At 67.0% G+C, this 17,856-nt stretch carries 18 protein-coding genes; 6 read left to right on the top strand and 12 right to left on the bottom strand.

Going from position 1 to position 17,856, the window contains the following annotated elements:
• Positions 1-388, top strand: a 388-nt coding sequence (locus Y705_RS16745; protein ID WP_216698712.1) for a DUF6286 domain-containing protein, incomplete at its 5' end; no start/stop codon positions are given.
• Positions 385-1,002 (top strand): hypothetical protein, encoded by a 618-nt coding sequence (locus Y705_RS0102355; RefSeq protein WP_026531697.1) that lies wholly within the window; start codon positions 385-387, stop codon positions 1,000-1,002. The genes Y705_RS16745 and Y705_RS0102355, both read left to right, overlap by 4 nt.
• Here the strand turns inward: Y705_RS0102355 and Y705_RS0102350 are convergent.
• Entirely contained in the window at positions 999-2,798 is a 1,800-nt protein-coding gene (locus Y705_RS0102350; RefSeq protein WP_026531696.1) for a glycoside hydrolase family 13 protein, read from the bottom strand. The two genes, Y705_RS0102355 and Y705_RS0102350, sit on opposite strands and share 4 nt — an antisense overlap.
• A gap of 238 nt (positions 2,799-3,036) precedes the next feature.
• Here Y705_RS0102350 and Y705_RS0102345 point away from each other — a divergent pair, with 238 nt between their 5' ends.
• From Y705_RS0102345 to Y705_RS0102330, 4 genes are all read left to right on the top strand, one after another.
• Positions 3,037-4,392, top strand: coding sequence for an ABC transporter substrate-binding protein (locus Y705_RS0102345; protein ID WP_026531695.1), 1,356 nt, complete (start codon positions 3,037-3,039; stop codon positions 4,390-4,392).
• Positions 4,393-4,497: 105 nt separating this feature from the next.
• Positions 4,498-5,463 (top strand): carbohydrate ABC transporter permease, encoded by a 966-nt coding sequence (locus Y705_RS0102340; RefSeq protein ID WP_026531694.1) that lies wholly within the window; start codon positions 4,498-4,500, stop codon positions 5,461-5,463.
• Complete coding sequence (locus Y705_RS0102335) at positions 5,460-6,422, top strand: carbohydrate ABC transporter permease (RefSeq protein WP_026531693.1); 963 nt, start codon at positions 5,460-5,462, stop codon at positions 6,420-6,422. The genes Y705_RS0102340 and Y705_RS0102335 overlap by 4 nt, the downstream gene beginning before the upstream one ends.
• A gap of 2 nt (positions 6,423-6,424) precedes the next feature.
• Positions 6,425-7,441: a LacI family DNA-binding transcriptional regulator gene (locus Y705_RS0102330; RefSeq protein WP_026531692.1), complete on the top strand. Its 1,017-nt coding sequence runs from the start codon at positions 6,425-6,427 to the stop codon at positions 7,439-7,441.
• A gap of 16 nt (positions 7,442-7,457) precedes the next feature.
• Here Y705_RS0102330 and Y705_RS0102325 read toward each other — a convergent pair whose 3' ends face one another.
• From Y705_RS0102325 to Y705_RS16735, 11 genes are all read right to left on the bottom strand, one after another.
• Complete coding sequence (locus tag Y705_RS0102325) at positions 7,458-8,312, bottom strand: DUF8083 family protein (protein ID WP_173401037.1); 855 nt, start codon at positions 8,310-8,312, stop codon at positions 7,458-7,460.
• Positions 8,309-9,118: an exodeoxyribonuclease III gene (locus Y705_RS0102320; RefSeq protein ID WP_026531690.1), complete on the bottom strand. Its 810-nt coding sequence runs from the start codon at positions 9,116-9,118 to the stop codon at positions 8,309-8,311. Before Y705_RS0102320 ends, Y705_RS0102325 begins: the two co-directional genes overlap by 4 nt.
• A gap of 5 nt (positions 9,119-9,123) precedes the next feature.
• Complete coding sequence (nadE, locus tag Y705_RS0102315) at positions 9,124-9,969, bottom strand: ammonia-dependent NAD(+) synthetase (RefSeq protein WP_026531689.1); 846 nt, start codon at positions 9,967-9,969, stop codon at positions 9,124-9,126.
• 56 nt (positions 9,970-10,025) lie between these two features.
• Positions 10,026-11,024, bottom strand: a complete 999-nt coding sequence (locus Y705_RS0102310; RefSeq protein ID WP_026531688.1) for a sugar phosphate isomerase/epimerase family protein — start codon at positions 11,022-11,024, stop codon at positions 10,026-10,028.
• 15 nt (positions 11,025-11,039) lie between these two features.
• Positions 11,040-12,167, bottom strand: a complete 1,128-nt coding sequence (locus Y705_RS0102305; RefSeq protein ID WP_026531687.1) for a Gfo/Idh/MocA family protein — start codon at positions 12,165-12,167, stop codon at positions 11,040-11,042.
• The gene (locus Y705_RS0102300) at positions 12,164-12,907 is read right to left on the bottom strand and encodes a sugar phosphate isomerase/epimerase family protein (protein ID WP_026531686.1); all 744 of its coding nucleotides are present in this window, start codon (positions 12,905-12,907) and stop codon (positions 12,164-12,166) included. Before Y705_RS0102300 ends, Y705_RS0102305 begins: the two co-directional genes overlap by 4 nt.
• A gap of 47 nt (positions 12,908-12,954) precedes the next feature.
• Positions 12,955-14,169: a Gfo/Idh/MocA family protein gene (locus Y705_RS0102295; RefSeq protein ID WP_081737705.1), complete on the bottom strand. Its 1,215-nt coding sequence runs from the start codon at positions 14,167-14,169 to the stop codon at positions 12,955-12,957.
• Positions 14,166-15,044 (bottom strand): sugar phosphate isomerase/epimerase family protein, encoded by an 879-nt coding sequence (locus tag Y705_RS0102290; RefSeq protein WP_026531684.1) that lies wholly within the window; start codon positions 15,042-15,044, stop codon positions 14,166-14,168. The genes Y705_RS0102295 and Y705_RS0102290 overlap by 4 nt, the downstream gene beginning before the upstream one ends.
• 52 nt (positions 15,045-15,096) lie before the next feature.
• Positions 15,097-16,326: a substrate-binding domain-containing protein gene (locus Y705_RS0102285; protein WP_026531683.1), complete on the bottom strand. Its 1,230-nt coding sequence runs from the start codon at positions 16,324-16,326 to the stop codon at positions 15,097-15,099.
• Positions 16,327-16,368: 42 nt separating this feature from the next.
• Positions 16,369-17,463, bottom strand: coding sequence for an ABC transporter permease (locus tag Y705_RS16740; protein WP_049822145.1), 1,095 nt, complete (start codon positions 17,461-17,463; stop codon positions 16,369-16,371).
• Positions 17,460-17,856, bottom strand: a 397-nt coding sequence (locus tag Y705_RS16735) for an ABC transporter permease subunit (protein WP_444826150.1), incomplete at its 5' end; no start/stop codon positions are given. The genes Y705_RS16740 and Y705_RS16735, both read right to left, overlap by 4 nt.

The raw sequence follows: 17,856 nt of genomic DNA, 5'->3' as shown, positions 1-17,856 counted from the left end.
CCCCGCCGGCGCTGAGCCGGCGGCTCTGGGGATGGGTTCGTTGCTGCTGTTCGCCGTCGGGCTCGCCCTGTTCCTCCTTGCCGTGCTGCCCGGCCGGCGCATCCGGTACGTGGTGCCCAGTGGGCGGGCGGCCGTGGTGGTCGACGCCGAGGTGCTCGCGTCGGCGCTGGCACGGAGAGCCCGGCAGGCGGCAGGCGTCGCGCCGGAGCAGGTGATGGTGACGGTCGGGCGGAAAACCGCCGATATCCAGGTCCGTCCCACCTCCGGGATCCCGGTCGATGCCGCAGGCGTGCAGTCCGCGGTGGAGGACGACCTGCGGCACGCCTCGGTGGAGCCACTGCCGGTGGTGCGGGTAAGGATCGCGCCGTCGGGAGTGATCGGACAGTGAACAGCACGCCGAGGGCACTCAACCGGATCCTTCTCGGGCTTTGCGGCCTGGTGCTGATGCTTGCGGGAACCTGTGGTGCTGCACTGGCATACGCCCCAGGCTTCGCCGGGCCGTGGCAGGCATCCACCCTGCAGGCCGGGATCCAGATCGATCGGATCCGACAGGGAACCACCCTGGACGGACAGAGTGACTCCTGGCTGTGGATCGTGCTGGCAGCGGCGCTCCTGCTCGTTGCGGTCCTGGGGACCGTCTGGATCGCGGCGCAGGGAAGGGGCCGGACCGGCGTCTTCGCCTACACGCCCGGACCAGCGAATGACGACGCCCCGGGCTCCGTCACGCTCACCGCCGGTGCTGCCGAACAGGCATTGAGGGCCGCCCTGCTGGAGCGGAACGACCTGACCAATGCCGTGGTCACCACGTGGGACTTCCGTGGAGGACCGGCGCTGAAAGTACGGCTTTTCCCCCGCAAAGGGGTCTCGCCCTACGCGATCACGGCGGTAACGACCGAACTGATCGAGGCGCTGGACCTCGTGGCGGGGCAGCGGACCCCGGTGCTGATCAGCATCAGCTCCGGGGCACGCTCGCGCTTCACCCGGACGGAACGGGTCAGCTAGCGTCCTGTCGATCCGTTCGGAACCATGCGAAGCCATGCGGAGGTATCCGGAGCGAGAACGCCGGCAGCGCCCCGAATGGCGTCGGAAGTGCTGGCCGCCAGCATGCCGTAGCCGGCAGGTAGTTTCACCGGCGCCCCGCCCATATTGGCGACGACGAGCACGTCCCCGTTACGGAAGGACAGCACGCCCCGGGCCGGGTCGTTCAGCTCGGAGAACTCGACTGCTCCCGATCCGAGGCGGTGCGCCCGCCGCAGCTCCAGTGCCCTGCGGTACAACTCGAACGTCGAGCCTGCGACACCCACCTGGCGGTCGGCCGCATAGGCGGCGAAGGATTCGGGCTGCGGGAGCCAGGGGCGGGCGCCGTCGTCGTTCGGTCCGCTGTTCCCCTCCGGGTAGTTCCCGAAGCCGAATCCCGGAGACGCCGCCGTCCACGGAAGGGGAACGCGGCAACCGTCCCTGCCGCGCTCCACCCCGCCCGTCCGGAAGAACGCCGGGTCCTCACGGACCGAGTGCGGCAGGGTGGTGTGCTCGGGAAGGCCCAGCTCGTCGCCCTGGTAGAGGTAGGCGGAGCCCGGCAGAGCGAGCATCACCAGGGCGGCGGCCCTGCCGCGTGCCAGCCCGAGGGCTTCGTCCGGCTGTTCGTCGTCGGCGCTGAGGCCTTTCGGGAAGGTTGTCGGATCGCTCAGCCCGAAGCGGCTCGTGTGCCGCACGGTGTCGTGGTTGGACAGGACCCAGGTGCTGGGGGCGCCAACTTTCCCGGCTTCCAGCAGTGATTCCTCGATGCTCGCCTGGAGGCGAGCTGCATTCCATCCCGCCAGCAGGAACCCGAAGTTGAAGGCCTGCTGCATCTCGTCCTTCCGGACGTAGTGGAACAACCGCTCGGCGGGTTCGACCCACGCCTCGGCCACCAGCATGCGGTTCCCCTCGTACTCCGAGAGGACGCTGTTCCACTCCCGGTAGATGGCGTGGACGCCGGGCTGGTCGAAGTACGGCGGCGTGGGCTCCGTCTCGAGCCCGGTGATGTCGGCGTCCTCGGCGCCTGTGTCCTCCACCCCTGGGGAATGCTCCCGGCCCTCCACCATGCTGGCGCGTTCGGACCAGTCGGGGAGGCCCTCGGCCTTCACCAGACCGTGGGCCACGTCGATCCGGAAACCGTCGACGCCCCGGTCGAGCCAGAACCGGAGGACCGACACCATCTCCTCACGGACTTCGGGGTTCTCCCAGTTCAGGTCGGGCTGCTTGGTGTCGAAGAGGTGCAGATACCACTGGCCGTCCGCCACGCGCGTCCAGGCGTTGCCGCCGAAGATGGACTGCCAGTTGTTGGGTGGCAGCGAGCCGTCGGGCCCTGACCCCTCACGGAACATATAGCGCTGCCGCTCCGCGGAGTGCGGCTGCGAGGGAAGTGCTGCCTGGAACCATTCATGCTCATCGGAGGTGTGGTTGGGAACGAGGTCTACGATCACCTTGAGGTCCAGGGAATGCGCTTCGGCCAGCATCGCATCGAAATCGGCCAGCGTGCCGAACCTCGGGTCCACTGCACGGTAGTCGGCGACGTCGTAGCCCGCGTCAGCCTGCGGCGACACATAGAACGGCGACAGCCAGACGGCGTTGACGCCGAGGTTCGCCAGGTACGGCAGCCGGGAGCGGATCCCGGGGAGGTCGCCCATGCCGTCGCCGTTGCCGTCGGCGAAGGAGCGCGGGTAGATCTGGTAGATCACGGCGTCCGCCCACCAGGGGTGCTGGCCGGTGGCTGTCTCACCGAATGTCGCTGTTCCAGCCGGGGTGGTGCTGCTCATGGGGTCTCCTTGCGGGATTTCGTGGTGCAGGGCGGCATGCTGCGGGACGCGGAAAACTATGGCGTAAATCACAATTCGGTATCAACCGGAGGTCCGGATGCCATTCCGGTTGTCGCGATCTACGTAAGCGCTTACTCTCAAGGATATCAATCTGGTGAGGCGGCGGCACGGTTTGGTCCCATTCTTTCGAGGCCGGGGAGAACCAGGTGCGTGCCGTCAGACGAAGGAGTCTATTTTAATGGCGATTATCCGCTCGAAGAAAGCAGTGCTGCCGGTAGCAGCGCTGAGCGTTCTCACACTTGCCCTTTCCGCCTGCGGTTCCGGCGGATCCGAAGAAGCCGGCGGATCCGGCGACGCGGACTGCGCCCTGTACGAGTCCTACGGACAGCACGAAGACACCGAGGTCAGCGTGTACTCCACGATCGTGGACATCGAAGCCGAGAGGCTCGAGAACTCATGGCTCGATTTCGCTGAGTGCACCGGCATCGAGGTCGTGTACGAGGGTTCGAAGGAATTCGAGACGCAGATCGGTGTCCGCGCGCAGGGCGGCACTGCTCCGGATCTCGCGATCTTCCCGCAGCCGGGTCTGCTCGCAGCCCAGGCACGTGCCGGTTTCCTGAAGCCGGCGCCCGCCGAAGTCTCGGACCTCGTCGACGAGGGCTGGTCGGAGGACTGGAAGAAGTACGGCACCGTCGATGGCACCTTCTACGCCGCCCCCATGCTCGCCAACATCAAGGGGTACGTCTGGTACGTCCCGGCTACCTTCGAGGAGAAGGGCTGGGAGATCCCGGCCACCTGGGACGAGATGCAGGAGCTGACGGAGAAGATCGCCAGCGAAGAGGAAGAGATGAAGCCCTGGTGCGCGGGGTTCGAGTCCGGTGAAGCGACCGGCTGGCCGGGCACCGACTGGGTGGAGGACGCAGTCCTCCGCGATCACGGCCCCGAGGTCTACGATCAGTGGGTTGCCCACGAGATTCCCTTCAACGACCCACGGATCGTCGAATCCTTCGACAAGGTGGGCGAAATCCTCAAGAACGACGACTACGTCAACGGCGGTTTCGGGGACTCGCGCTCCATCCTGTCGACGGCGTTTGCCGAAGCCGGTCAGCCCGTGCTCGACGGCACCTGCGCCATGCACCACCAGGCTTCCTTCCAGGCCGTGAACTGGCCCGAGGGAACCAACGTCGCCGAGGACGGTGACGTCTGGGCATTCATGACGCCTCCGGTGGATGCTTCTGCCGGTACCGCCATCACCGGTGGTGGGGAGATGATCGGTGCCTACGCCGACCGCCCCGAGGTCCAGGCCCTTCAGGCCTACCTGGCGAGCTCCGAGTTCGCCAACGCCCGCGTCGAGCAGGGTGGAGCCATCAGCGCCAACACGGGGCTCGATCCCGAGCTGGCGACGTCGGACCTCGACCGCCAGTCGATCGAGCTGCTGCAGGACCCTGAAACGGTCTTCCGCTTCGACGGATCCGACCTGATGCCGGGTGCCGTCGGTGCCAACTCCTTCTGGAGCGGCATCGTCAACTGGATCAACGGCTCCTCCACCGAGGAAGTCACCGATGCCGTAGAGGACAGCTGGCCCTCCTCCTGACCCGAGTCGCAGTAACGCCGTCGGCGGTTTCCCCAAGGGAAGCAGCCGGCGGCGTTCCTGCCCGTCAACCGTTCCTTTCCTACTGCGCACCAAGGAGGCTGGGCTGTGGAAGATCTAGCAGAAAAAGGTTTACAGGTGGTGGTGGGCCTGGCGGCCTTCGCCGCCATCATCGGTCTGGTCATGCTCGTGGTGGACCGTGCACCGAAATCGTCGCGGGAAAAGATCCAGATCGCCGGGTTCCTCGCCCCGGCGCTGATCCTCCTGGCCGTGGGCCTGGTACTCCCGGCGCTGCAGACCTCGTATCTTTCCTTCACGGACCGGACCGGTGCGTTCGTGGGCCTCGACAACTACGTCTGGATGTTCACGCAGCCGGAGGCTCTCATCACGCTGCGCAACACCGTCATCTGGGTGGTGGTCGTGCCCTCGCTCGCGTCGGCCATCGGCCTCGCCTATGCAGTGTTCATCGACAAGGCCCGCGGTGAGAAGACCCTCAAGGCGCTCGTCTTCATGCCGATGGCCATCTCGTTCGTGGGAGCGGGCGTCATCTGGCGGTTCGTGTATGCCTACAAGGGTGCCGAACAGGACCAGATCGGCCTCTTCAACCAGATTCTCGTGTGGCTCGGTCAGGAGCCGAAGCAGTTCCTCCTCGATGCTCCGGAGAACACGTTCTTCCTGATCGCCGTCATGATCTGGATTCAGACCGGTTTCGCGATGGTGGTCCTCTCGGCTGCCATCAAGGGAATCCCCACGGAGATCGTGGAAGCCGCACGCCTCGACGGTGCCAGCGCCTGGCAGCAGTTCCGCAACGTCACCATCCCCACCATCCGCGGATCCCTGATCGTGGTGGTCACCACCATCACCATCGGAACTCTGAAGGTCTTCGACATCGTGCGCACCATGACTGCCGGCCAGTACGAGACATCGGTGGTGGCCAACGAGATGTACACCCAGGCGTTCCGTGCGGGTGAGCCCGGCAGGGGCGCCGCACTCGCCCTGATCCTGTTCCTGATGGTGCTGCCCATCGTTGTCTTCAACGCCCGGCTGCTCCGCAAGCAGAAGGAAATCCGATGAGCACCATCCCGGCAGAGAACACCAAGGACGTCTTCCCCGAATTGAAGGAGAAGTCGGACGACCGGCCGCCTATCCAGCGCCGCGTCAAGCAGCGGCTGACCTCACGCGGAGCAACGATCGCCGCCGTCCTCATCGCGGTCATCTGGACCATCCCCACCTTTGGATTGTTCGTCTCGTCGTTCCGCCCGGAAGCGAACATCAAGGGCAACGGATGGTGGAACGTCTTCACCGATTTCGAGTTCACCCTCGCCAACTACGAGGATGTCCTCAGCCCCGGCGGCAGCCAGTCGCCCAACCTGCTGTCCTACTTCGTCAACTCGCTCGCCATCGTGGTCCCCGGAACCATCTTCACCCTGGTGCTCGGTGCGATGGCCGCCTACATGTTCGCCTGGGGGAGGTTCAAGGGCAAGGACAGCCTGTTCATCTTCGTCTTCGCCCTCCAGATCGTCCCGCTGCAGATGGCGCTCATCCCGCTCCTTCAGCTGTTCAACCAGGTTCTTGCAATCGGGGACTTCCAGCTCCTGCCGAGCGGCACATATGCGCAACTCTGGGTGGCCCACACCATCTTCGGGCTGCCGTTGGCGATCTTCCTGCTGCACAACTTCATCGCCGAGATCCCGGGTGAGGTGATCGAGGCCGCGCGCGTCGATGGCGCGGGACACAGCACCATCTTCTGGCGCATCATCGTGCCGCTTGCGACGCCGGCGCTTGCCTCGTTCGGCATCTTCCAGTTCCTGTGGCTGTGGAACGACCTCCTGGTGGCCCTGGTGTTCTCGGGAGGAGGGGCCGACGTCGCGCCCATCACCCAGCGTCTCGCCGAGCTCCAGGGTTCACGCGGGGGCGAGTGGCAGCGGCTCACCGCCGGTGCCTTCGTCTCGATCATCGTGCCGCTCGCGGTGTTCTTCGGCCTGCAGCGGTACTTCGTCCGGGGACTGCTGGCGGGTGGCCTCAAGGGCTGACCATGACAAGCATCGACGACGTCGCCCGGTCGGTGGGTGTCTCCACAGCAACGGTGTCGCGCGCATTACGCGGGCTGCCCGGGGTTTCCCCGGGCACCCGTGCCCGGGTGGAACGCACGGCGAGCCGGCTGGGATACGTGCCGTCGTCGGCCGCTTCAGGCCTCGCCTCCGGCCGCACCATGGCCATGGGAGTGCTGCTCCCGCTGGTGGACCGCTGGTACTTCTCGGCCATGCTCGACGGCGTGGACCGCCGGCTCAGGGCCGCAGGGTACGACCTCATCGTCTTCAGTCTCGGGGGCACCGGGGTGAATCGCGAGCGGGTTTTCTCCCGCTCCATCCTGCGCAAGCGCATCGACGCCCTGCTGGTCATGTGTATGGCGCTGACCCCCGACGAGCGCCGTGCACTGCAGGATCTCGATTCCCCGAGCGTGGTGGTCGGTGGGACGGTGCAGGGGATGCGGGACGTCAGCATCGACGACGACGCCGCGATGACCGACGCCGCGGAGTACCTCATAGCCCTCGGCCACACGCGTATCGCCCATCTGCGCGGAGGGGATTCGTACGGCATCGAGTTCGAGGTTCCCCGCATCCGCGAGGAAGCATTCGACCGCACCATGCACAGGCACGGGCTGGCCGTCCGCCCGCAGTGGGACGCCAAGGGGAATTTCCGGTTCCTTGATGGCAAAACCGCTGCCGGAACACTGCTCGACAACGCCCTTGACCGTCCCACCGCAATCCTCTGCTCCTCGGACGAAATGGCTTTCGGTGCGCTCATGGCGGCGCAGGAGCGCGGCATCGCCGTCCCCGGTGAACTCTCCATCATGGGCATCGACGACCACGAATTCGCCGAACCCATGGGGCTCACCACCATTGCGCAGCGGCCCGAGGAGCAGGGCGCCTACGCGGCCGGGCTGCTGCTCGACGAACTGGCGGGAGGACCGGCGGTGGAGAATCCGTTGGTCCAGCCCCACCTGCTCGTTGCGCGAAACTCAACCGGGCCGCCGAGGCCCGGGCTGTGATCCTGAAAGGCCAGCTTCACGAAGCCCGGGCGAGCTGGCGGATGGGGATCCACCGCGAGGCGAGGCGCCGGTATGACGCCGCAGCACCCGTCATGTCGGCCTCCGCAAGGCTCTCGATACCCAGCCGCACGTCGAGGGGTGACTCGTCAGGGAAGACGCGATCGGCCACCGGCCCGTAGTCCACCTCCACCACGGCGTCCCGCCGGAAAATCTCGAGCCACTCGAGAAGCTCCGTCAGTTCCTCGAGGAGGTCGAGCTCGGGAGCACCGACAGCCAGTTGCGCCACCGCCCTGCGCCCGCGGTCGATGCACTCGTTGATCCGCACCGAGATGCGCACGGTGCTGACCTTGCTGCCGTCCTCGATGACCTCGGTGAGGTCGTCCTCATGGATGAGCACGAACCACGCGAACGGTACGCCCCACGTGGCCGACCGGGTATGCAGCTTGGCCACCGAATCAGCAAAGGTGTCGGGATCGAGTCGTGCCTGCTGGGCTTCACGCGCGGCTTCCGGCACCAGCACGTCGACGAGCGGCCCACGGAGGCTGGAGTCGAGCGATTCGGCAGCCAGGGTGGTGCGGACGGCGAGCTGGTTGGGGCAGTAGTAGGGCGCCGTGGTCCCGCTCACCATGGGGTAGTGGAGAACCCGCACGAGGTCCGTCTCATGGTGCGGGAAGGGATCCGAGACCGTGCGCAGCATCCGCCGGAGCGATTGCTGCCGATCGAGTTCCTCGGTGACGCGCCGTTCCCGCGACCGCTGCCCGAGGATGCTGAGCTGCTGGGCATCGCTGAAGGCGTCCAGCGGTTCGTAGACCCGGAGGAAGGAGACATAGGGAAAGGGCATCAGGGTCCCCGCCGATTTCGGCTGCGTCATGAGTCCCCGAGTTCCACGATCACCGGCGCATGGTCCGAGGCTCCCTTGCCCTTGCGTTCCTCGCGGTCCACCGATGCACCGGTGACGCGTGACGCCAGGGCCGGGGAACCGAGCACGAAGTCGATCCTCATGCCCTCCTTCTTCGGGAACCGCAACTGGGTGTAGTCCCAGTAGGTGTACAGGCCCGGCCCGGGGGTGAAGGGACGGGCGAGGTCGCTGAAGCCGGCATCGAGGAATGCCTGGAACGCGGCACGCTCCGGCGGGCTGACGTGGGTGTAGCCGCCATTGACGAAGAGGTCGATGTCCCACACGTCCTCGTCCTGAGGCGCGATGTTCCAGTCACCCATCAGCGCGAGCTGCGCCCCGGGGTCGTCCACAAGCCACTGGGCGGCGTGCCCGCGGAGCGTGTCGAGCCAGGAGATCTTGTAGGGCATGTGCGGATCGTCGAGGGCGCGTCCGTTGGGGACATAGAGGCTCCAGACACGCACCCCGTTGCAGGTCGCGGCAATGGCGCGGGCTTCCTGCACGGGCTCGACGCCGGGCTTCCCGAAGGCGGGCTGGTCCTCGAAGGTGCGGGTCACGTCGTCGAGCCCCACCCGCGAGGCGATCGCGACGCCGTTCCACTGGCTCAGCCCGAAGTGCGCCACCTCGTAGCCGGCGTTCTCGAACATCTCCCACGGAAAGTTCTCGTCCTTGCACTTCGTTTCCTGGATGGCGAGGACATCGGCGTCCGAGCGCTTCAGCCAGGCCTCGACGCGGTCGGTGCGGGCACGGAGGGAATTGACGTTCCAGGTGGCGATCTTCACGGGTTCTACGTTACCAACGCGGGCCCCGGGGACTTCCACCAGGAATCGAGGAGAGTCACCGGTACCGTCCGCTTGTGGCGTGTGGTCCAATACCTGCGCTCGATCGCCTCTGCCGCTGACTCCCCGACGTCCCGGCCCTCGAGGTAGTCGTCGATCTGGTCGTAGGTGAGCCCCAGCTCGGATTCGTCCGCCCGGCCGGGCAGTTCGTCGAGGAGGTCGGCCGTAGGTACCTTGTCGTAGAGCGCGGGGCTCGCGCCGAGCTCGCGGAGCAGGGCCCGGTTCTGCCGTTTGTTGAGCCCGGACAGGGGGAGGATATCCGCTCCGCCGTCACCGAACTTCGTGAAGAAGCCGGTGACCGATTCGGCGCCGTGATCGGTGCCGACGACGAGCAGGTTGTGCTGACCGGCCACGGCGTACTGGGCCACCATGCGGGCCCGGGCCTTCGTGTTGCCCTTGGTGAAGTCGGCGATGCTCTCGCCGGTCGCCCGGGCGAATTCTGCCTGGAATCCGTCGACTGCCGGAGCCACGTTGTAGGTCAGGGAGGTTCGCGGCCCGATGAAGGCGAGCGCCTCCTGGGCGTCGTCCTCGTCCTGCTGCACGCGGTAGGGCAAGCGCATGGCGATGAAATCGGCATCGGCACCCTCGGAGCGCAGTTCGTCGACGGCGAGCTGCGCGAGTTTACCGGCGAGGGTGGAGTCCAGCCCGCCGCTGACGCCGAGCACGAAGCCACGGGTGCCGGTGGCCCGCGCGTAGTCCCGAAGGAATCCGACGCGTTTCCGGATCTCGGCAGTGGGGTCGATGGTGGGCAGGACGCCCAGTTCCCCGATGATGATCGCCTGCAGTTCGCGCATGATGCCAAGGCTACCCGCGGGAGGTTTCGCGGGCGTTACGGCGACCGGCGAGCCCCCTACTGCGTGAAGGCGGCGTCGAACGAGGTGCCCGACGGGGCGAAGTCGAACCGCTTGAGGAAGGCCAGCGCTTCGGGTGCTCCCTGCAGGCGGTCCATTCCGGCGTCCTCCCATTCAACGGAGATCGGGCCGTCATAGCCGATCGCGGTGAGTGCGCGGAAGCTGTCCTCCCAGGGCACATCTCCCCGCCCGGTCGAGACGAAGTCCCAGCCGCGGCGCGGGTCCCCCCAGGGTAGGTGTGAGGAGAGGATGCCGTTCCGGCCGCCGCCCATGCGCATCTTCGTGTCCTTGCAGTCCACGTGGTAGATGCGGTCGGCGAAGTCGGAGATGAACGCCACCGGATCGATCTGCTGCCAGAGGAAATGACTGGGATCCCAGTTCAGGCCGAATGCCGGGCGGTGCCCCACCGCCTCCAGGGCGCGCTGGGTGGACCAGTAGTCGTAGGCGATCTCCGAGGGATGGACTTCGTGGGCGAAACGGACCCCGCACTCGTCGAACACGTCGAGGATGGGGTTCCAGCGGTCGGCGAAGTCCTGGTAGCCGGCGTCGATCATCTGCGCGGGGACGGGTGGGAACATGGCGACGTACTGCCAGATGGAGGATCCGGTGAAGCCGACCACGGTGTCCACGCCCAGCTTCTGTGCGAGGCGTGCGGTCAGCTTCATCTCCTCCGCGGCGCGCCCGCGGACACCCTCGGGGTCGCCGTCCCCCCACACTTTCGGTCCCACGATGGCCTCGTGCCGGAAGTCGATCGGATCATCGCACACCGCCTGACCCTTGAGGTGGTTGGAGATGGCCCACACCTTCAGGTTATTGCGCTCCAGGATGTCGAGGTGGTCCTGGATGTAGGCGTCGTCGTCCCACCGCCATGCGTCGAGGTGATCTCCGGACACGGCGATCTCCAGGCCGTCGTAGCCCCACCGGCCGGCAAGTTCGGCGACTTTCTCGAACGGGAGGTCGGCCCACTGGCCGGTGAACAGGGTGTAGTTGCGTCCCATGATTTTCCTTATTCGTTAGGAGAGCGTGAATGCTGTCGGGTCCCAGTCCTCGTCCAGCGGCGGGGCTGCTTCCGCGGTGCTGGCCACGTCGACGAAGGCTGCAGTACCGACCGATTCCGAAATGGCCACCAGAACGTCGAGCACATGGAAGGCGGCGAGGCCCTGGGCACGGTGCGGAATACCGGCGCGGATGGCACGGGCCATCTCGAGGACTCCGACCCCCCGGCCCCAGGTCGAGCCGACGGACCCCACCGTCTCCTCCTCCGTTGAACCCGTGCGCCTGAGCCGGATGTCTCCGTCGAACCGATTGGGATCCGGGAAGGCGATGGTGGCCTCGGTGCCGGTGATCTCGAGGAAGCTCTGGCGGACCAGCGGGGAGTCGAAGCTGAAGACGCTTTGGCCGGAGGCTCCTTCCCGGAACTTCAGGAGGGTTCCCACATGGGTGGGAACCGTCACGTCGAACTCCTCGCCGGACCGCGGCCCCGACCCGATCACGCGGGTTGCCCTGGCCTTGGAGCCGACCGCTGCCACCTGGGCAACGGACCCGAAAGCCTGGAGGAGCGCCGTGAGGTAGTAGGGACCCATATCGAACAGCGGACCGGCTCCTTCCTGAAAGAGGAAGGCAGGGTTGGGGTGCCAGGCCTCCGGTCCAGGGCTCTGCATCAGGGTGAGCGCAGTGAGGGGCGTGCCGATGTCGCCGCGTGAGATCATCCGGAGCCCGGTCTGCAGGCCGGCTCCCAGGAAGGTGTCAGGTGCGCACCCGAGCCGCAACCCGGCGTCGTCGGCGGCCTGCAGCAGTTCCCGGCCGCTGTCGAGGTCCAGTGAGAAGGGCTTCTCGGACCACACGTGCTTCCCGGCTGCTATCGCCGCCAGACCCACCTGCACGTGGGCGGCGGGCGGAGTCAGGTTGACGAGGATTTCGACGTCGGGGTGGTTCAACGCCGCGTCGATGCCACCGGCCTCCGCAATTCCGTACTGTGCGGCCCGTGCTCTCGCGGCGTCCTCGAAGAGGTCCGCGATCACATGGACCGCCACATCGGGAAAAGCGGCGAAGCTGGTCAGGTACTGCTCGCTGATGACCCCCGCTCCGATGATGCCGATGCCCACCGGGCCGCTCGTGCGCGCTCCGGTGCCCTGCCTCACGCTTCGTCCCGGGTGAGGTAGGCGTAGCTGTCCTCGAGCGCGGTGAAGAGATCCCCGGAACTGTCGTCGAGTTCAACGACGAAGGTCTCCACCGCCGAGGCGGCGGCCAGCACGGCCGGGATGTCCATCCTCCCGGAGCCCACCGCGACCTGCGCCTTGTTGTCCCGGGAAATATCACCGTCCTTGACGTGGATGAACTTCACGCGGTCGCCGAGCTTCCCCAGAAGGCCGGCCGGTGATTGCCCGCCGACGGTGACCCAGTAGGTGTCGACCTCGAGGACCACCTCGGGTGAGAGATGGGCGCTGAGCACTTCCAGCCCGGTGCGGCCGCCGAAGTCGGTTTCCACCTCGAACCAGTGGTTGTGATAGCCCACGCGGAGGTCGTAGGAGGCTGCGGCGTCGGCGGCGGCGTTCAGCGCTTCAGCCGTGGCCCTGATGCCGTCCTCGGAAAGCCAGCGGGAAGGATCGATGAAGGGGTCGATCACCGTGGTCATGCCGAGGGTGCGTGCGGCTTCGAAGATCGGGGCCTGCTCCGAGGACAGCAGGGGAGCGTGCCCGGAGGGTGCGGTGAGACCGTTGCGGTGAAGCGCGGCAGCAAGGTCGGCGGTCCGGGAGGTGAAGCCGTACGGTTCCACCTGGCGGAAGCCGATGGCGGCGATGCGGTCGATCGCGGCGTCGAGGTCGGCCTCGATGGCGTCCCGGACGGTGTACAGCTGGACGGACAGCGTGCTGTGGGGCACTGGGTCTCCTTGGTGTTCTGGCGAAGTGTTCTTGGCTGGGGGCTGGTTCAGCTGGACTGGTCGAGCTCGACGACGGCACTTCCCGCGCGCGCGCTGTCCTGAAGGGCGGCGAGCACCCGCTGCACGCCCAGGCCGTCCTCGAAGGACGGCTGGGGGGCTGTTCCGGACGCTATCGCCGTGAGGAAATCCGCGGCCTGGGTGGTGAAGGTATGGTCCCACCCGAGCGTGTGGCCGGTGGGCCACCAGGCGTGGAGGTAGGGGTGTGTCGCCTCGGTCACCAGGATCCGGCTCGAGCCCTGCAGTTCGGCCGGTGCTGTGGCGTCGAAGTAGAGAAGCTCATTCAGCCGCTCGAGGTCGAACCGGAGGGAGCCGAGGGATCCGTAGATCTCGATCTGCAGTGCGTTCCTCCGTCCGGTGGCGAACCGGGAGACTTCGAGGCTCGCCACTGCGCCGGAGGCGAGGCGCAGGGTCGCCCAGGCGGCGTCGTCGACGGTGACAGCTTCCATTCCTGCACCGCCCGCCCGTTCGGGAACGAACGTGTTCACCGTCCCGGAGATAGCCTTGACCGTAGTGCCGAGGAGGAACTGGATCTGGTCCACGGCGTGGGACGCCAGGTCCCCCAGGGCGCCGGAACCGGCGGTCTCCTGGCGGAGCCGCCAGCTCATCGGGGCGTCCTCGTCCGCGAGCCAGTCCTGTAGGTAGCTCACGCGGACCTGGCGCACCTCGCCCACCCGGCCTGCGGCCAGGAGGTCCCTCGCGAGTGCCAGCGAGGGTAGCCGCCGGTAGTTGAAGCCCACCATCGACTGGATTCCGCGGGCACGGGCCGCCGTGGCCGCCGCCACCATGGTTTCGGCCTCCGCCACGGAGTTCGCCAGGGGCTTCTCGACGAGGACATGCTTGCCCGCCTCGAGCGCTGCCACTGCGATCTCGGCGTGGAGGTGCCCGGGGGTGCAGATATCCACGATGTCGATATCGTCGCGTTCCAGTGCCGATCGCCAGTCCGTCGCGGTTCCGGCCCAGCCGAGCCGCTGCGCTGCCGGGACCAGCTGGTGCTCATCGCGCCCCACCAGCAGTCGCTGCTCGACGCGGGGCGACTCGTAGAAGGCGTTGACGTTCCGCCAGGCATTCGAATGCGCGCGGCCCATGAAGGAGTAGCCGATGACGGCAACGCCGAGGGTTCGCGAAGGGGAAGCGGGCGGCAGGGAGGGCGGAACCGGGGCAGGGCTGGAAGCCGCTGCGGGCCCCCGGGGAGTGGTGGTCATAGGGGATGTCCTTCATCAGGGCTCGCCGACGCGCGTCGCAGGAACGCGAGCCCGTCCTCGGCCAGCCGGTCCTGGGTTACCGCCAGCGGACGCCAGATCGACGCTGCCGTGGCGATGCTTGCGTTGGTAGAGGTGAAGCTTTCAATGTTCAGTGGGCCGGTGTAGTCCACGTCCTCGAGCGCCGAGAAGATTCCTCGCCAGTCGGTCGAGTCCCCGCCGGGTGCGCCGCGATCATTTCCACACACCTGGACGTGGACCAGGTGCGTGGCTGCCTGCCGGATGGCGTCGGCCGAGGACCGCTCCTCGATATTCAGGTGATAGGTATCGAGCGCGAGCCCCACGCCGTTGCCGAGGAGCGGGCCCAGGGCGGCAAGTGCCTGCCCCACCGTGTTCAGCAGGGAGGTCTCATAACGGTTCAGGGGTTCGATTCCCAGCACGACGCCGCTCTCCAGCGCCTGCCTCGCCAACGGCTCGAGGTTTTCCCGGAGGTCCGCGTACGCGCGCTCGCGCTCGCCGTCGTCCATGCGCCAGAGGCGGCCGGTGGCCGAGTAGAACGGGCCGCAGACGGCTGTAGCGCCGATGTCGGAGGCAAGCCGGATACACGCGCCGAGATACTCCTGGGTGGACCGGATGGTTCCGGCGTCGGCGGCGACGAGGTCCCGCCCGGGAGCCATGGCACCGACGACATACGGTGTGAGGCCGGTTGCCGCGAGCGCGTCCTGGACTGCGGAGGCCGTGAGGTCGCCGGCATTCTCGAGGGGCAGTTCCACTGCGTCGAAGCCCATGCCCGCGATCCTGGTGAGGAGCGGAAGCAGGCCGGTGTCGGTGAGGGGCGATTCCCACACCCACGTGTTGATGCCGATTACTCGTTCCACGGCCTGCTTCACTCCTTTCATCTCGTTGGTGCCTGTTATCGAAGCGGAAGCCCTAGGGGATCTGGCGTTCCTGCCACACAGTGGGGTAGCCCGGCAGGTCCTCGCCGCCGAACTTGGCGTAGTGGCCGTCCGGCATGCCCTCGTTCGCCTCGAGGAACTCGCCGCGGTCCTCCTCGGTGATGGGGGACTGGGGCAGAACCCACTCGGCAGGAACTTCCTCGCCCTTGAAGATCTTCTCGAGAGCCAGGAGCGGGGTGCGCCACTGGAAGTTCGAGTAGACAGGCGCAAGGGCGTCGATCCCCGTCTCCTCCCATTTGCGCAGGAAGCTCAGCTCATCCTCACCGGTCATGACGGGCAGATCGGCCCCTGCATCCTCGAAGGCCTCGATGGCGGCAACGGCACCGTCGCCGGCGTCCATCCAGACGCCCTGCACGTCCCCGGTAGCCAGCTCGTCAGCGATGATCTTCTTGATCTCGGTGGGGTCGGCGCCGGTGAAGTAGTCGACTGCCTCGATGCCGTTCTCCTCGAAGATCCGCTCTGCAGCGGCCCACCGCTGCTCGAGGACATCGACTCCGGGCAGGATGCGAAGGGCCACCACCTTGTCGCCTTCCTGGAGCTTGCCCGAAAGGAACTCGGCGGTGTCGATGCCCCATGCGAAGCCACCGATGGGGTGGATGAAGCTGGTGGCGCAGTCGGTCTCCACACCGCGGTCGAAGACGACGACGGGCTTGCCTGTCTCGCACGCACGTTCGACCGCCGGAGTCAGGGCAGCCGTCGAGTTCGGGGAGATGATGAAGGCGCCGCAGTTTCCTTCGCTGATGAAGTAGTCGATGTCGGAGATCTGCGTGTTGTCGTCGTCCTGGGCGTCGCGGGTCTCCATCTCGGAAATCACTCCCGAGTCCTGCAGCGCCTTGAGCTGTTCGTTCATGGTGATCCAGCCGGTCTGCCGCCACGGGTTGGAGATCGAGGCATTGGCGAAGCACACCTTCTGCGGGCCCTCGGCGGCGAAGGCGGCGGTGTCGGTCATCGCGCCGTCGATGTACTGGAGATAGGGCTGTGCGGGATCCCCCTCGAAGGTTGCCGACCGCTGCTCGTCCTGGGTGTCATAGACCGCCTGATCGAACCACTCGTCGCTGCTTTCCGCAGGTGCGGCCTCGGTGGCAGCCGGTGCTGCCTCCGCCGACGGCGGGTCCTCGATCGATGAATCGGTGGTGCATGCCGTCAGTGCCAGCAGCGACGTTGCCGCGACCACTGTGATCCGGGTTCGTACTTTCCTGTGCATGGTGTTCCTCCCTCATAGTGCCCCTGCGGGCCTGGTGGTGCCTCAAGCGGTAGTGCCTGGTGGGGTCGGTGGTATTTTGAGCGTCGGCGGCGGAGCGCCGCGCCTCTTGCGCTGCCAGGTCTGGGCTGCCACTGCCACGGCGACGATGATGATCAGGCCCTGCACGGTGTCGCGCCACGTCGATTCCACGCCGAGGAAGTTCAACAGCGTGAAGAGCAGTTCAAGGGAGAAGGCACCGGCCGCCGCCGAGAGCACCCAGCCGCGTCCACCCCCAAGCACCACACCGCCCAGCACGACGGCGGTGATCGCCGTGAACTCGTAGCCGCGCCCTACGGAGGGGTGGACGCCCGCGTACCCGACCAGGATGATGCCGGCCACCGTCGCAGCCAGTGAGGACAGCATGAACGCCCGGGTCTTGATCCACCACACCGGAGTCCCGGCAAGGGCCGCCGCCCGCGGATTGTCACCTGCGGCGAGGAGTGCGCGGCCGAAGGGCCGGCGCATCAGCCAGAAGGCGGTGGCCGCGATTCCCACCAGGATGAGCAGGGGGTAGGGAAGAACCTCGACCAGCGGGACATCCCGGATGCCGCCGCGGCCGATCTGGCGGAAGCTGTCGGCAGGATTGCCGGTGGCTGCACCGCCGGTCCAGTACATCACCAGGCCCAGCAGCGCGAGCATTGTTCCGAGCGTCACGATGAAGCTCGGAACCTTCAGCAAGGTGGTCACGCACCCGTTGACGAACCCCACGAAGGCTCCGAAGACCAGCATCAGCAGCAGGACGGGAACGGCCCGGCTCTCATCCTGTCCGATCAGGTTCCCGGCGATGATCACCTGCGCGGTGACGACCGATCCCATGGACAGGTCGAACTCGCCGGAGGCAATGACGAAGTACTGCCCGATCGCGGCGATCGCGATGGGAGCGGTGCGGCCGATGAAGCGGATGAGCGAGCCCGGCTCCCCGAAGGACGGATTCGCGGCGATGACGGCGGCCAGCAGCGCGAGGAGCAGCACGAACACCGCGCCTCCCGGCGTCCGGATGAACCTCAGGAGGCGTTCACCCCGGGAGGACCGGTTCTGGGCGAGCAGAACCTGCCGGGTGCTTCCGGATGCCGCCCGGTTCGTCTGGCCGGCACTCATGCGCTCACTCCGCGGCCCTCATGGCTGGGCTGCGGCCCCTGCCGGGTACCAGGTTCTCCAGCTGGTCCTCCGGCCGGTCCGGCCCCGGCATCCGTGCCGGAGAACCTCGCGGGTCGGCCCACCCTCCTGCGGCGCGCATAGACGGCGACCGCGACCACGATGACGACGCCGCGCACCACGTCCTTGAGGAAGGGGTTGATCTGCAGGACGCTCATGATGTTGTCCATCATCGCGAAGATCAGCACTCCGCCCAGCGTCCCGATGAGTGAGCCTTTTCCGCCCGCGAGCAGGGTCCCGCCAAGGACCACTGCCGCGATCGACAGCAGGTCATAGCCTCCCTGCGTCCCGATCGTGGGGCTGCCCACCCCGAGGCGGGCGGCGAGGAGCAGACCG

Origin of the sequence: Arthrobacter sp. H41 (assembly GCF_000520535.1) — a bacterium.
Taxonomy (GTDB): Bacteria; Actinomycetota; Actinomycetes; order Actinomycetales; family Micrococcaceae; genus Arthrobacter_D.
This window is presented reverse-complemented; position numbering and strand designations above follow the sequence as displayed.